Genomic DNA, 14500 nt, shown 5'->3' with positions numbered 1-14500 from the left:
TGTAGGGCCGGGCCGTACCCCACCTCCTGAAGGTGGAGGAGGCGGGCCGCCCTCGACCGTTCCCGGCCCTCGGCCGGCGCCTCTCCTCCGCCGCGCCCGGCCGTCCTCGGCTGCCGCCCCTCAGTCGTCGGAGCCGAGGATCAGGGCCGAGGTCGGGACCCCGGTGCCGGCGGTGACCAGGGTGTGCGCGGCGCCCGGAACCTGGTTGACGGAGGTCCCCCGGAGCTGGCGGACGGCCTCCGCGATGCCGTTCATGCCGTGCAGGTACGCCTCTCCGAGCTGGCCGCCGTGGGTGTTCAGCGGCAGCGCGTCGGCGGCGACGAAATCGGCGGCCTCACCGGGTGCGCAGAAGCCGAACTCCTCCAGTTGCATGAGCACGAACGGGGTGAAGTGGTCGTACAGGATGCCGACGTCGATGTCCGAAGCTCGCAACCCGCTGGTTCGCCACAGTTGGCGGGCGACCACGTTCATCTCGGGGAGCCCGCTGAGATCGTCGCGGTGGAAGGAGGTCATGGCCTCCTGACGGCGACCGGCGCCCTGGGCGGCGGCGGTGATCACGGCGGGTTTCCGGCGCAGGTGACGGGCCCGCTCGATGGTGGTGACGACGATCGCCTGGCCGCCGTCCGTCTCCTGACAGCAGTCCAGCAGCCGCAGCGGTTCGACGATCCACCGCGAGGCGGCGTGATCGGCGAGGGTGATGGGCTTGCCGTGGAAGTACGCGGCGGGATTGTTGGCGGCGTGCCGCCGGTCGGTGACCGCGACATGGCCGAAGGCCTCGGGGGTCAGGTCGTAGGTGTGCAGATAGCGCTGGGCGGCCATCGCCACCCAGGAGGCCGGGGTCAGCAGTCCCCACGGCAGCGACCAGCCCAGTGCCGCGCCCTCCGCCGAGGGCTCGCGCTGTTGGACGCCGGAGCCGAAGCGGCGGCCGGAGCGCTCGTTGAACGCGCGGTAACAGACCACCACCTCGGCGACGCCGGTGGCGACGGCGAGGGCGGCCTGCTGGACGGTGGCGCAGGCGGCTCCGCCCCCGTAGTGAATGCGCGAGAAGAAGGAGAGGTCCCCGATGCCGGCCGCCTGCGCGACGGTGATCTCGGGGCTGGTGTCCATGGTGAAGGTGACCATGCCGTCGACGTCGGCGGGGCCCAGTCCGGCGTCGTCGAGGGCGGTGTGCACGGCCTCCACGGCCAGCTTCAGTTCGCTGCGGCCGGAGTCCTTGGAGAACTCGGTCGCACCGATGCCGACGATGGCGGCGCGGCCGCCGAGACCGTCGCGGGTACGGACGCTCATGCCGTGTCCCCCAGGGTGACGGTGACGGTGCCCGTGACGTGCAGGCCGACACCGTTGGCGCCCACGACGCGGATCTCCGCGGTGTTCCCGTCGCGGGCGACGACGGTCGCGGTGAGGGTCATGGTGTCGCCGGGATGGTTGGGGGCGCCGAGGCGGATGGCCACCTTGCGCAGCACCGCGGACGGCCCGAGGTGGTCGGTGACGTACCGGCCGACCAGGCCGTTGGTCGTCAGGATGTTCATGAAGATGTCCGGGGAGCCCTTCTCGCGTGCGAGCTCCGCGTCGTGGTGCACGTCCTGGTAGTCACGGGAGGCGATGGCACCCGCGACGATCAGCGTGCGGGTGACCGGGATCTCCAGCGGCGGCAGCGTGTCGCCGACGTTCATGCGTCTTCCCCCTCGGGTATCGCGGCGCCGGCCGGCACCGGGTCCGAAACGAGCGCGCCCAGCTCGGCGAGCAGTTCACTGCCACAGCCCAGGTACGCGTCCAGTTGGCGTCCCCACAGGAAGTGCCGGTGTACGGGATGGTCCAGGTCGGCGCCCATGCCGCCGTGCAGGTGCTGGCCCGCGTGAACGACCCGCTTGCCCGCCTCCGAGGCCCACCAGGCCGCCGTGAGCGCGTGCTCGCGCGCCGGCAGGCCCGTGTCGATCCGCCATGCCGCCTCGTACGCCGTGACGCGGATCGCCTCGGTGTCCATGTACGCGTCCGCCGCGCGCAGCATGACCCCCTGGTTGGTGGAGAGCGGCCGGCCGAACTGTTCGCGGGTGGAGGTGTACTCCACCGCGCGTGCCAACGAACCGGCGCAGACGCCCGCCTGGAGGCCCGCGAAGGCGGTGCGGGCGGCGGACAGCACCTCGTCGTGGGCCCGCGGACCGCCCAGCCGTTCACCCTCGGCCCCGGCCAGGGTCAACGCGCCGGCCGCCCAGGGCGCGGTCGTCTCCACCGCCGAGATCCGCACGCCGGGCGCGTCCGTCGTCACGAACCACAGCGCCCCGTCCGTGTCCGGCACCAGGACGTGCGTGGCATCGCGCAGCCAGGGCACGGCCGGCACGGTGCCGGTGAGCCGGCCGTCCGGGTCGGCGGTGATCCGGCCGCGCACCGGGAAGGCGCCGGTGGCCACCGCCTCGCCGGTGCCCAGGGCGGGCAGCAGGCGGGCACGTTGCGCGGGGCTGCCGTGGCGGGCCACGGGGAGGACTCCGTACGCACAGGTGGCGGCGTACGGAACCTGCGCGGTGGTACGACCCTGCTCCTCCAGCAGCAGCACCAGACCCAGCAGACCGACCTCCTCGACGGCGGCGATCAGTCCGGCCGCGGTCAGGGCCTTCCAGAGCTCGGCGTCGCTGCCGCTGCCGGCGGCGGCGAGGCGTTCGTGGGTGGCGAGGTCCCGGAAGATCCGTGCGGCGAGATCGGCCGCGGCGGACTGCTCCTCGGTGGGGTGGAAGTCCATGTCAGCCCGCCTCCGCCCGGAAGACGGGGAGTTCGAGCGTGTCGTCGACGCGCAGGAACTCCAGTCGGACGGGCAGGCCGATGCGGACCTTGTCGTACGGGACGCCGGTGATGTTGCTGATCATCCGGACCCCCTCGGCGAGTTCGACGAGCGCGACCGCGTACGGGGGGTCGAAGGCCGGGAACGGCGGATGGTGCATGACCACGTACGAGAAGACCGTGCCGGCGCCGCTCGCCGCGACGGTGTCCCAGTCGGGGGAGGCGCAGGCGTTGCAGCCGGGGAGCCAGGGGAAGCGGAGGGTCGAGCAGGCCGTACAGCGCTGGATCAGCAGGGTGTGATCGCGGACGCCGTCCCAGAAGCCCTGGTTGTCGCGGTTGATCACGGGGCGGGGGCGGGCCGGGCGCGGGGACGGGGCGGGTTGGGTGGAGTGGCCTTCCCGGCTCGGCCGAGTGGATTGCTTCGGCTGCCGGGACCGGTTCGCGGCGGGCGCGTACTTGAGGATGCGGAAACGGTGGGTCCCGGCGAGTTCGCCGTTCGCGTGGACGTCCATCCGGGTCGTCACGAAGTACCCCGCACCCAACTTGGTCGTCTTGCGCGCCGACACCGACTCGATGACGGCGTCGAAGGTGACCAGGTCGCCGGGGCGCAGCGCACGGAGGTACTCCTGCTCGCAGTCGGTCGCCACCACGGAAGTGCAGCCCGCGCCGTCGAGGAGCAGGAGGAGCTCGTCGTAGGCGGAGGAACGGTCGGTGTGCCCGGAGAGCCCGCCCATCGTCCAGGCCTGGAGCATGGTGGGCGGGGCGATGGCGTCCGGGCCGGTGTAGGCGGGATTGGTGTCCCCCATCGCCTCGCACCAGTGGCGGATCATCGGCTCGTTGACCGCGTCCTTCGCCCGCCCCCCGGTGGCGGCGGGCTTCCCCTCGAAGGCCGTCAGCCGGGCGTGGAACCGGTCTTCCTCCGCCGCCGCGTCCGCCGCCGCTGCCCGTGTCGAGGTGTGCGGGAGGGTGTCCACCGCCCCTTCGGGGGGTTCGGGTGTGCCGGGTGTGTCGAGTGCTCCGGGCGCTTCGGGTGTGTCGGGCGTGCCGGGCGTTTCGGCTCCGTCGGCTGCTTCGGGTGCCCCGGCTGCTTCGGCCGTCATCGCTTCCTTCCCTTCATGCCGAGCCGCATCATGGCGACGATCTCCCGCTGGACCTCGCTGACCCCGCCGCCGAAGGTGTTGATCTGGGCGGCCCGGTTCAGCCGCTCCAGCTCGCCCCCCGCGAAGGCCGAAGGCCCCCGGATCAGCGCCTCCTCGCCGACGACCTCCTGGCACATCCGGTACACCTCGACGGTGGACTCGGTACCGAGGAACTTCACCCCGCTCGCGTCGCCCGGAGCCAGGTCTCCGCTGCCCACGTCCTGGACCAGGCGCCAGTTGAGAAGGCGTACGGCGGCCAGTCGGGCGTGCGCCTCGGCGAGCCGGGCCCGCACCCAGGGACGGTCGGCGGGGCGTTCGCCGGTGACCGGGTCGGGGGTCCTCGCATGCGCGAGAGCGTGGTCGTAGAAGTCCTCCGCCTGCATGCCGATGGCGGCCAGGGCCACGCGTTCGTGATTGAGCTGGTTCGTGATCAGGCCCCAACCGCCGTGTTCGGGGCCGACCAGGTTGCCGGCGGGGACGCGGATGGAGTCGTAGTAGGTGGCCGTCGTGGTGAGGCCACCGACGGTGTCGATGGGGGTCCAGGCGAAGCCGGGGGCGTCGGTGGGGACCAGGATGATGGAGATGCCCTTGTGCTTGGGGGCCTCGGGGTCGGTGCGACAGGCGAGCCAGATCCAGTCGGCGTTCTGGGCGTTGGACGTGAAGATCTTCTGACCGTCGATGATCCAGTCGGCGTCGGTGTCTTGGTCGACTTGGCCGACTCGGTCGGCTCGGTCGGCCCGGTTGGCCCGGTTGGCTCGGTCGGCCTGGTTGGCCTGGTTGGCCTGGTTGGCCTGGCCGGCTCGGTCGCCTTGGTCGGCTCGGTCGGTGCCTTCGTCGCGGGTGTCGCTGCCGTCGTGCGTGGCGTCGGCATCGCGTACGGCGCGGGTGGCGTCGGCATCGCGTACGGCGCGGGTGGCGCGTACGGCGCGGGTACGGAGCGAGGCGAGGTCGGTGCCGGCCTCGGGCTCGGAGTAGCCGATGGCAAAGACGATCTCCCCGGCGAGGATCCGGGGGAGGAAGTAGTCCTTCTGTTGCCGGGTCCCGTACTTCATCAGAGTCGGGCCGACGGTGTTGAGCGTGACCATGGAAACGGGGGCGCCGGCCCGGTAGGCCTCGTCGAAGAAGACGAACTGCTCGGCCGCGCCCCTGCCTTGGCCTCCGTACTCGGCGGGCCAGCCGAGTCCGAGCAGCCCGTCGGCGCCTATCCGGCGCAACAGGGCGCGTTGCGCGACCGGATCCTCGGGAAGTCCGTCCGGCATCAGGTTCCCGAAGTACTCCCTCAGTTCGGCGCGAATCCTCAACTGTCCTTCGGTCGGGGCGAGGTGCACGGCGCAGGCCTCCCGGCATCACATCAACGACGAAACCTGACTGTCCGTCAGATCTGGTGTGGATGTCAAGGTTCACCGAGGCCCCCGTCGAAGCGAGGGCGGGCACGTCCCGTCGCGGCAGGAGCACGCGCACCCGGCGCCCGGGGCAGGGAAACGCCCGAGGGCGCCTGCGCTACCGGACCCCAGCCGGTCCGGTCACACAGACGCCCTCAATACTCATCGCGGCTCAGGCCGCCTTCGGAAGGATCAGAACAAGGGGAAGAAGTTGACCGCAAGGTTCGCGTTGTGCTGCTCGATCGCGGTGAAGGCCGACCCGTTGACCTGCGCGGTGCTGTTCTGGTTGGACGCGCCGGAACCGGTGGCCACCTGCTGCGAGGTGGAGGAGTTCCCGTTGTTGTTGCCACCCACGCCACTGCCGACGACGCTCGCGAACGAGCCGTCGTCGGCCGTGGCCACACCTCCGAACAGGGCGACGGCGAGCGGGAGAGCGGCGGCAGCGGCGATGACGCGGGCGGTGCGAATGCTTGCCATGTCTTTATCCTCCAGAAAACCGAAGTGGACTTCTCACCAGGGCAGTTGGCCGACCGACCCGGTCATAACGTGTGGTGACGACGTCGCGACCTCAGAGTTGCCCACCGAATCCCCGGCGAACCACCCCGGAGCCGCTGATTCCCCCGCAAGCATGAGCAACATCGGATAAACCCCATTCACGCCCCGCCCGCCCCAGGTCAGCGACTCCCCACGCGTCGAAACCCCTGCGACATCAGTGCGGAATCGTTCCGCCAAACCACCGCACCCCGGACATGCCAAAAAGGGACCGCGTCCTCCGGGAACCCCACCGCCTCCCGGGCCTGCGACCCTGCGTCACCTTGCGGCGACAAGCTCCGCGCCCCCTGCACGCCCCCGGCGCCCGCCGGAGTGAACCGTCCATGCCCCGCTCCGGGGCACGCCGTGGCGCGATCCGCGGTCGCGTGACGACCGGGCTCAAGCGCCTACCACTCCACGTGCTCCACGTGCTGCCGTCGTACCACCGCGCCGGGTGCTGTCGCGCCGGCAGCGCCTTGCGCCACCGCGTGAACGTTCCGTCGCACCGTCATCTCGGCGGTCGTCGTGTCTCTTGTCTTTACGTTCGTCTTGCCGTCTGCCTTGTCGTTCGTCGCGTCGCTTGTCTTGTTCGTTCGTCTCGTCGCTTGTCTTGCCGTTCGGCTCGTGGCTCTTCTTGCCGTTGCCTGGTGACTCGCCCTGTCGGGCGTCTCCGTCGTACGCCGTGTGGCGCGTCCTGCCGCTCGGCCTCGTGGCCGCGCTGCCTTGCCCGTCTCCTGACATCGGTGCCGTACTCGCCGTACCGCTCCGCTGCCATGCGACGTTGGCTCGCTGCCGCCGGACTGCCTCGGCGACGCTCGTTCGTACTGCCGGCTTCACGGACTGCCAACCCTGGCCCCTCGGCGTCTCGCCGAATGGCCGCGCTGCCGTACCGCCGTCCTGCCGTAACGCCTTGCTGCCGTGTCGCCTTACTGCCTGACCGCCGTGCCGTACCGCTCTACGGCTGTACTGCTCTACGGCTCTGCGGCTCTGCGGCTCTGCGGCTGTACTGCTCTACGGCTGTATCGCTTACCGCTCTGGTGCTCTACCGCTCTGCTGATCCATCTGCCCGGCGTAGGCGCGTACGCCTGCCCGTCCGGGCGGTGCCGCTCCGTACCCACGATGCCCACGGCCCCCAGGGCCAGGCGATTGCGCGAGCACGTGTATGACCCGGCGGGTACTACGCGGCGAGCGCCATGCCTCGTGCGGCGATTCCGGCCGAGGTGGCGGGGGCGACCGCGGTGACAGACGCGGCAGGGGTGAGCGGTGCGAGCGGGGTGGCACCGTCGACCGGGCTGACAGCGGTACCGGCGTTCCCGGCGGCGAGGGCAGTGGTCGAGCGACGAACGGACGGGGTCTTGCCGTGGGCCTCGGCCCGGATCCGCTGCTTGATGGTGGGCGGGAGCGAACCTCCCCGCATCATCGCCCGCCACGTCCGCCGGGCCATCACGGCCGGCCGACGCACGGTGGTGGTCGGAACCACCGGAGCGGAAACGGTGGCGGAGGCGGCCGGGGCCACCTTGGCGCCGAGGCCGATGGCGGCGAGGAGTGCCACGAGTGCGGCGAGGACGGCGGTCCAGATGGACGTGACGCTGCTGCGGTTTGCCATGACGGGTTGCCTCATTTCGCGATGTTCCGAAGGGCCGATCTGAATACATTCGCCATGATGTGTGCGCAACCGGAACGCCTCCATCACGCGCGCCGATCTTCCGACAAACACCACTCAGAAGGCCTAAATCGCCCGCCGGAGACCGCGAAACGCCCTGGTGGACTGGACACCATCCCGGCCCACCGGACCGACCTACAGCACGGCCAAGGACACCGGGGCGAAGGCCATGTTCTCTTCGCCTCCGAACCCTGAGGTTCGACCGCCACGACATCAAGCAGCAGAAAAAGATCCTCGCCGACACCTATGCGGGTGAGAGGTGGGAGGTGCCGCGCCTGCCGGACGAACCACCGACCGCTCGTTCCTCGCGCGCATGACGAAGGGGCGCGGACGACGAAGGGGCGCCCCTGACGCGGGACGCCCCTTCTGATCAGCACATCGTCTGACCCGGTGCGGTGGGTGTGGGATTTGAACCCACGGTGACATCGCTGCCACGACGGTTTTCAAGACCGTTCCCTTAGGCCGCTCGGGCAACCCACCTGGCCGGTACAGAGTACCGGGCGGTGGGGGTGTGCGGGGGCTGGTCAGGCCGTTTGTGCCTGGTCGTACGCCGCTTTGGCCTCATTGCCGAAGTACGGGCCGAACATCCGGTTCGGCAGGAAGACGTATCCGAAGCTGTTCACCGAGACCTGGGTGCCGAGTCCGGTCGCCTCGTTGAAGTCCTGGAACCAGGGGCCGCCGCTGGAGCCACCGGTCATGTTGCAGCCCAGCCCGTGGTCCTTGGTGAGCAGGAAGTCCTTGCTGCTGTTGCCGCTGCAGTAGACGAGCTTGGTGCCGTCGTACGGCGCCGCGGCGGGGAAGCCGAAGGAGTACATCTTCTTGTTGTAGCCCCCGTTGAACAGGATTCCCTGGGCCCCGACGACCTGACTGAGCTTCTGGCCGTTCAGCGGGGCGACCACGGCGAGGCCGACGTCCATGTTCATGTCCTCGCTCGCCGCCCACTGCGCGGTGGCGAAGGTGCGCGTGGCCGACCACTGGCCGAAGGGCGCGCTGCCGTTGTCGTACGCCGGGACGAAGACCCAGTTGGTGTGCCAGGCGCCCTGGTACTTCACGCAGTGCCCGGCGGTGATGACGGTGCTTCCGTTCGCGCTGGTGATCGAGTCGCCGGAGCAGGACGCCGTCCGGTCGCCCATGGTGAAGAACACCCGCCCGGACGTCTTCACCACCGCCCCGCCGCCCGTCCACGCGCCACCCGCCTGCGGGAACGCGGTGGGTGAGGCGGGAGCGGTCGTGGGAGCCACCCGGGTGGGTCGGTCCGCCGGAGAGGGCGCCTTACGGATGGTCCCCGGCGCCGCCGTGACGTCCAGCGGGGCCGCGGACCGCATGCGCTCCGCCGTCCAGAAGCCCTGGCTGTGTTGCTGTCGGAACGAGACGGGGGCGTCGGCGGCGACCGACGGGGTGGCGACGGTCAGGGCGCCGGCCAGCAGGGCACCCGCGGCCAACAGAACCGATAAGGCCGTGCGATGACGATTCACGCAGGACTCCTTCTGCCGTGCCCGGGCCGGTCGGGTCCGGGCAGGGTGGGGGTGAAGAGTTGCCGGTGCGGATCGGGTGCAGGGTTGCACGGGCCGTACGAGATGTCAGGCACCGGTCGGAACGTTCGTTCGGTTCCGGCCAGGAAATGGCCAACTCCTCTCCGTTCCCGGACACCTGAGAGGTTCCATCGGACACCGCCGGCGTCCGGTCAGAGCGTGAGCAGGACGCCCGCGTACGAGGCCCCGGCGACCACCACCCATGCCCCGAGACCGAGCAGCGCCGCCCGCCCCCCGGTCCGGGCGAGGGTCGGCAGGTGTACCGCGCTGCCCAGGCCGAACAGTGCCGCGGCCAGCAGCGCCTCCTGCGCGGTGTGAGCCCACTCCAGCGCCACGTCGGGCAGCACGCCCGTCGCCCGCAGCGCGGCGGCGGCCAGGAAGCCGGCGACGAACAGGGGTACCGGGGCCGGCCGGCGGCCCGAGGCCGTGCGCACTCCGCGTCGCCGGGCCCGTACGGAGAAGGCCACGGCCGCGACGAGCGGCGCCAGCAGTGCCACCCGCATCAGTTTCACCAGGACCGCCTCGCCCAGGGCGCCGGGACCCGCCGTCTGGGCCGTCGCCACGACCTGGCCGACGTCGTGGACGCTCGCGCCCACCCAGCGTCCGAAGGCGAGGTCGGACAGCGCCAACGGGTCCTGGAGGAGCGGGAGTACCGCGATGGCCAGCGTCCCGCAGAGGGTGACCAGGGCCACCGACGAGGCCACGTCCTCCTCGTCGCTGCCGGACACCTGGCTGACGGCGCCGATCGCCGAGGCCCCGCAGATCGAGTAGCCGGTCGCGATCAACAACGGCTGATCGCCCGGCAGTCCGAGCCTCCGGCCCAGCCAGAGGGTCCCGAGGAAGGTGGCCGCGACCACCCCGGTCACCATGGCGACGGTCGCCCAGCCCAACCCCAGCACCTGGTCCAGGCCGAGACCGAGCCCCAGCAGGACGATGCCGATCCGCATCAGCCTCCGGCCCGCCAGGGAGAGACCCGCCCGCGCGGGACCTCGTACGACGGTCCGCAGACGCGGAAGGTGGGCGATCACGATGCCGAGCACCACCGCCGCGGTCAACATCGGCACGGCCGGCACCACCCGGTGGACGCACCAGGCCACGAAAGCACCCGCGACGGCCAGCCCCAACCCCGGCCAGGGAGACGATGTTTCACGTGAAACAACGCGTGCCCGCCCGGGCCGGTGGACGGGGCGGTGCAACAGGGCCATCAGTCGGCCGGGAGGGTGTAGACGCGGCGGACGCTGCTGCCCAGGCGGGAGACGTCGGCGCCGTAGACGTGGAGGGATATCGCCGTCGTACGGCAGGAGTTGCGGACCTGGTGGATGTCGCCGGGCGGGGCGAACCCGCAGACGTCGCCCTGGTCGTTGACCACCTCTTCGGTGGGCACCAGCCGGGCGCCGTACGTGCCCGTCGCCGGGGCGAGCCGGTAGCGACGCTCACTCTCCGCACCCTGGTGGACCCCGGCCACGCACCACGAGACGTGGTCGTGGATGGACGTCTCCTGACCCGGCAGCCACACCAGTGCCACCACCGAGAAGCTGCCGTCCGGCTCCGCGTGCAGGATGTGCTGCCGGTATCGGTCCGGATGCCCCTCGCACTGTTCGGGGGCGAGCAGGTCGGACGCCCCCAGGTGCGGGGCGATCCGCTCGCCGACCAGGTAGGCGGTCAGGTCGGGGGCGAGCCCGCGTTCCACTACCGTACGGATCTCACTGACGAGGGCGGCCATCCTCGCGGTCGTTCTGGCCGGCGTGGTGGTGGTCATAGGGGCAGCGTCGAACAGCCCACCGATCACGTCCAACGACAGTTTTCACCCGAAATCCCAAGCACAGCTTATGGATTGGGTCGGGCGATCATGCTTGCGGTCAGCAGCCGACCCGGTTCGACGCCACCCGCCTCAGCTCGTCCAACACCACGGCCGTCGCGGGAATCCTCAGGTGGTCCCGGTACACGTACGCGGAGATGTGACGGCGGGCCGCCGGCTGGAGGGCCCGCCCGCAGACCCGGGTGAGGGCCAGTGACGGCAGGACGAGGGCGGGCATCATCGCCACGCCCAGGCCCTGCGCGACCAGGCTCTGCACCACCAGGTTGTCGTCGGTCGCGAACCGGATGTCGGGGACGAAGCCGAGCTCCGCGCACTCGTGCAGCAGGTTCGCCCGGCAGCGCGGGCACCCGGCGATCCACCGCTCCTCGGCCAGGTCGGCCAGGTGGACGGCCCGGCGCCTGGCCAGCGGATGCCCGGTCGGCAGGAGCACCGTCAGCTGGTCCTCCAGCAGCCTGACCTCGTCGACCTCCTCCGGAACCTCCTCGCGCAGTCCGGGGTAGGTGAAGGCCAGCGTGATGTCGCACTCGCCGCGTTGCAGCCGATGCAGCGACTCCGGCGGCTCCCCCTCCAGCAGTTCGACCTGGATGCCCGGATGGGAGGCGGCCAGCCCGCTGAGCGCTTCCGGTACGAGGGCGACATTGGCACTGGGGAACCCGCAGACCCGGACCCGGCCGGTGCTCAGACGCGCGTACGCCTTCAGTTGGGCCTCGGCGGCGGAGAGGCTGCCGAGGATGGAGTCGGCGTGCCTGGCCAGGGACCGGCCGGCCTCGGTGAGTTGCATGGTGCGGCCGATACGGGTGAACAGCGGCGTGCCGACGGCCCGTTCGAGCGCCTTCATCTGCTGGGTGATCGCGGGCTGGGTGTATCCGAGGGCCCGCGCGGCGGCCGAGTACGAACCGGAGGCGACCACTTCGTGGAATGTCCGTATGTGCCGGGAATCGAACACGCCCAAAGCATAAGCGGACGTTGGGAGGGGCCGCAGGCTTAATCGCGCCTGCGGCCCCTCTCCATCAAGCCGGCGTCCAGCACCTGTCGAGCGGGCCGGTCGAGCGGAGCCGGTCGAGCCGGGCCGATCGGGGCCGTGGGTGCGTGGGTGTCACTTGTCCCCGGTCCGCGAGCCGAGGGTGATGTCCACGGTGCTCGGCTTGCCACCGCGCAGGTAGGTCAGCTTCACCGTGTCGCCCGGCTTGTACGTCCAGATCTCGCTGATCAGGGTCGGGCCGCTGTCGATCGACTTGTCGCCCAGCTGGGTGATGATGTCGCCGGGCTTGAGGCCCGCCTTGCCCGCGGGCCCGTTCGGGTCGACCAGTTCGTTGGCGGGGGCTCCGGACTCGGAGATCTTGGCGCCCTCCGTCTTGGCCTGGAGGTCGACGGAGACCGAGATCACCGGGTAGACCGGCTTGCCCGTCTTGATCAGCGACTCGGCGACGTTCTTCGCCTGGTTGATCGGGATGGCGAAGCCGAGGCCGATCGAACCGGCCTGACCGCCGCCGAAGCCGCCGTTGCCGGCCGACTGGATCGCGGAGTTGATGCCGATGACCGCGCCGCGGCCGTCGAGGAGCGGGCCACCGGAGTTGCCGGGGTTGATCGAGGCGTCCGTCTGCAGGGCGCTCATGTACGAGTTCTTGCCGCTGGAGCCGTCACCGGAGGCCACGGGGCGGTTCTTGGCGCTGACGATGCCGGTGGTGACCGTGTTGGACAGGCCGAAGGGGGCGCCGATCGCGATGGTCGAGTCGCCGACGGCCACCTTGTCGGAGTCGCCCAGCGCCAGCGGCTTGAGGCCGGCCGGCGGATTCTTCAGCTTGAGCACGGCCACGTCATAGCCCTCGGCCCGGCCGATGACCTCGGCCTCGAACCGCTTGCCGTTGGAGAAGGTCGCGGAGAGCTTGCCGCCATTGGCCGCGGAGGCCACCACGTGGTTGTTGGTGAGGATGTGGCCCTGCTCGTCGTAGACGAAGCCGGTACCCGTGCCACCCTCGCCGTCACCGGCCTTCGCCTCGATGGTCACCACGCTCGGCAGCGCCCCTGCCGCCAGACCGGCGACGGAGCCCGCCTCCCGCTTGAGGTCCTTCGGGGTGCTGGCGCTGATGGTGGTGGAACCCGAGCCGTCGTGCGAGCGCTCCGAGGCCCAGTAGCCGATGCCGCCGCCGACACCGCCCGCGATGAGAGCGGCCGCGAGCACACCCGCGATGAGGCCGCCCCTGCCCTTGGGCTTGGGCGGGGGGCCGTCCGTGGTCAGGGGCGCTCCCCAGCCGCCACCGCCGTGGCCGCCGTCGGCGTACGAGGGAACGGTGGGCGGCGGCGGGGGCCAGCCCTCGGCGCCGTGGGCGGCGGCCGGGGGCTGTGCGTACGGCGACGCCTGGGCGTATCCCTGGTCCTGGGCATACCCGGGGGCCACAGGCCCGCCAGGGGTGTGCGGAAGCTGCTGCGTCGGCTCGGGACCGGGCGCGCCCGCCGGGGGCGGCGGGGTCGCGGGGGCAGGGGGAGCGGCGTCAGCGGGCCGCGGCGCCGCGTGCTCGGCGGCCGGGTCGGGGGTGGAGGCGGGCACGGGCGCAGGCGGTGCGGAAGGGGCCGCGGGGGGCGTCTGGGCCGCGGTGCCCTCGTTCTCGGTGCTCACAGCGCTCTCTCCTCGTCACAAACACGGCTTCTGGTTCTGGAAATATCTGGCGATACCGGTCCGACTGAACGTTCGACGTGCCGCACAAGTTCCAGTGCAAAGCCTTTCCCATGACCCGTCAGAGCACTGTAAGCCGGACCTGTGCGTCTCTCCCCATCCTTTATCCCCGGCATTTCGGGCGCATCCGCAAGCTCGCCACGCCGTGCGGGGTCGCCTCGGTGGCACCATGACCCCGTGACCCACGCAACGCCGCTCCCCATCCAGGTCGTCGCCCACCGCGGTGCCTCGGAGGACGCCCCCGAGCACACCCTGGCCGCCTACCGGAAGGCCATGGAGGACGGGGCCGACGCCCTCGAATGTGACATCCGACTCACGGCCGACGGCCATCTGGTCCTGGTCCACGACCGCCGGGTGAACCGCACCTCCAACGGCCGCGGCGCGGTGTCCGCCCTGGAGCTGGCCGATCTCGCGGCCCTCGACTTCGGCTCCTGGAAGGACCGCGAGGAGTCGCCGGACTGGGACGCCGATCCCGAGCGCACCTCCGTGCTCACCCTGGAGCGGCTGCTGGAGCTGGTCTCCGACGCCGGGCGCCCCGTGCAGCTGGCGATCGAGACGAAGCACCCGACCCGCTGGGCCGGACAGGTGGAAGAGCGGCTCCTCTTCCTCCTCAAGCGCTTCGGACTGGACGCCCCGCCCGCCGAGGGCCCGCACCCGGTCCGCGTCATGAGTTTCTCCGCGCGCTCGCTGCACCGCGTGCGGGCGGCCGCGCCGACGATCCCGACCGTGTACCTGATGCAGTTCATCTCGCCGCGCATGCGGGACGGCCGGCTGCCGGCCGGCGTGAGCATCGCCGGGCCCGGGATGCGCATCGTGCGCAACCATCCCGGTTACATCCGCAAGCTCCAGTCGGCGGGACACTCGGTGCACGTTTGGACTGTGAACGAACCCTCGGACGTTCAGCTCTGCGCTGACTTGGGTGTAGAGGCAATCATCACGAACAGACCGCGCCAAGTTCTGTCACAACTCGGGCGCTGACGCCCCGTTT

General features: G+C 71.1%; 13 protein-coding genes and 1 tRNA gene. 1 reads left to right on the top strand and 13 read right to left on the bottom strand.

Features of this window, described 5'->3' with window-relative positions:
• Positions 1 to 120: 120 nt before the first annotated feature.
• The 13 genes from OHA84_RS19060 to OHA84_RS19000 form a co-directional block, all read right to left on the bottom strand.
• Entirely contained in the window at positions 121 to 1287 is a 1167-nt protein-coding gene (locus OHA84_RS19060; RefSeq protein WP_266970601.1) for a lipid-transfer protein, read from the bottom strand.
• Positions 1284 to 1673, bottom strand: coding sequence for a MaoC family dehydratase (locus OHA84_RS19055; RefSeq protein ID WP_053684099.1), 390 nt, complete (start codon positions 1671 to 1673; stop codon positions 1284 to 1286). Before OHA84_RS19055 ends, OHA84_RS19060 begins: the two co-directional genes overlap by 4 nt.
• Positions 1670 to 2734: an acyl-CoA dehydrogenase family protein gene (locus OHA84_RS19050; protein ID WP_266970603.1), complete on the bottom strand. Its 1065-nt coding sequence runs from the start codon at positions 2732 to 2734 to the stop codon at positions 1670 to 1672. Before OHA84_RS19050 ends, OHA84_RS19055 begins: the two co-directional genes overlap by 4 nt.
• Position 2735: 1 nt before the next feature.
• Positions 2736 to 3872 carry a bifunctional MaoC family dehydratase N-terminal/OB-fold nucleic acid binding domain-containing protein gene (locus OHA84_RS19045; protein WP_266970605.1) on the bottom strand — a complete coding sequence of 379 codons (1137 nt, stop codon included), beginning with the start codon at positions 3870 to 3872 and terminating at the stop codon, positions 2736 to 2738.
• A complete protein-coding gene (locus tag OHA84_RS19040) occupies positions 3869 to 5239 on the bottom strand; it encodes an acyl-CoA dehydrogenase family protein (RefSeq protein WP_266970607.1) in 1371 nt (456 codons plus the stop codon). Before OHA84_RS19040 ends, OHA84_RS19045 begins: the two co-directional genes overlap by 4 nt.
• 246 nt (positions 5240 to 5485) lie before the next feature.
• Positions 5486 to 5770, bottom strand: a complete 285-nt coding sequence (locus tag OHA84_RS19035; protein ID WP_266948706.1) for a hypothetical protein — start codon at positions 5768 to 5770, stop codon at positions 5486 to 5488.
• Between the two features lie 1231 nt (positions 5771 to 7001).
• On the bottom strand, positions 7002 to 7430 hold the full coding sequence (locus OHA84_RS19030) for a DUF6344 domain-containing protein (protein WP_266970610.1): 429 nt from the start codon (positions 7428 to 7430) through the stop codon (positions 7002 to 7004).
• Between the two features lie 450 nt (positions 7431 to 7880).
• Positions 7881 to 7967: transfer RNA gene (locus OHA84_RS19025), tRNA-Ser, on the bottom strand.
• A 44-nt stretch (positions 7968 to 8011) separates the two neighbouring features.
• The gene (locus tag OHA84_RS19020) at positions 8012 to 8962 is read right to left on the bottom strand and encodes a serine protease (RefSeq protein ID WP_266970612.1); all 951 of its coding nucleotides are present in this window, start codon (positions 8960 to 8962) and stop codon (positions 8012 to 8014) included.
• 209 nt (positions 8963 to 9171) lie between these two features.
• Complete coding sequence (locus OHA84_RS19015) at positions 9172 to 10224, bottom strand: YeiH family protein (protein WP_266970614.1); 1053 nt, start codon at positions 10222 to 10224, stop codon at positions 9172 to 9174.
• The gene (locus tag OHA84_RS19010; protein ID WP_053684085.1) at positions 10224 to 10778 is read right to left on the bottom strand and encodes a cysteine dioxygenase family protein; all 555 of its coding nucleotides are present in this window, start codon (positions 10776 to 10778) and stop codon (positions 10224 to 10226) included. Before OHA84_RS19010 ends, OHA84_RS19015 begins: the two co-directional genes overlap by 1 nt.
• Positions 10779 to 10878: 100 nt before the next feature.
• Complete coding sequence (locus OHA84_RS19005; protein WP_266948698.1) at positions 10879 to 11784, bottom strand: LysR family transcriptional regulator; 906 nt, start codon at positions 11782 to 11784, stop codon at positions 10879 to 10881.
• A gap of 150 nt (positions 11785 to 11934) precedes the next feature.
• Positions 11935 to 13455: a S1C family serine protease gene (locus tag OHA84_RS19000; protein WP_053684083.1), complete on the bottom strand. Its 1521-nt coding sequence runs from the start codon at positions 13453 to 13455 to the stop codon at positions 11935 to 11937.
• A gap of 234 nt (positions 13456 to 13689) precedes the next feature.
• Between OHA84_RS19000 and OHA84_RS18995 the strand changes: the two genes are divergently transcribed.
• The gene (locus tag OHA84_RS18995; protein WP_053684081.1) at positions 13690 to 14490 is read left to right on the top strand and encodes a glycerophosphodiester phosphodiesterase; all 801 of its coding nucleotides are present in this window, start codon (positions 13690 to 13692) and stop codon (positions 14488 to 14490) included.
• The last annotated feature ends 10 nt before the right edge of the window (positions 14491 to 14500 follow it).

The sequence above is a fragment of the Streptomyces sp. NBC_00513 genome, assembly GCF_041431415.1.
In the GTDB taxonomy this organism is placed as follows: domain Bacteria; phylum Actinomycetota; class Actinomycetes; order Streptomycetales; family Streptomycetaceae; genus Streptomyces.
The sequence above is the reverse complement of the archived record's forward strand: the minus strand, read 5'-3'. Positions and strand labels throughout refer to the sequence as shown.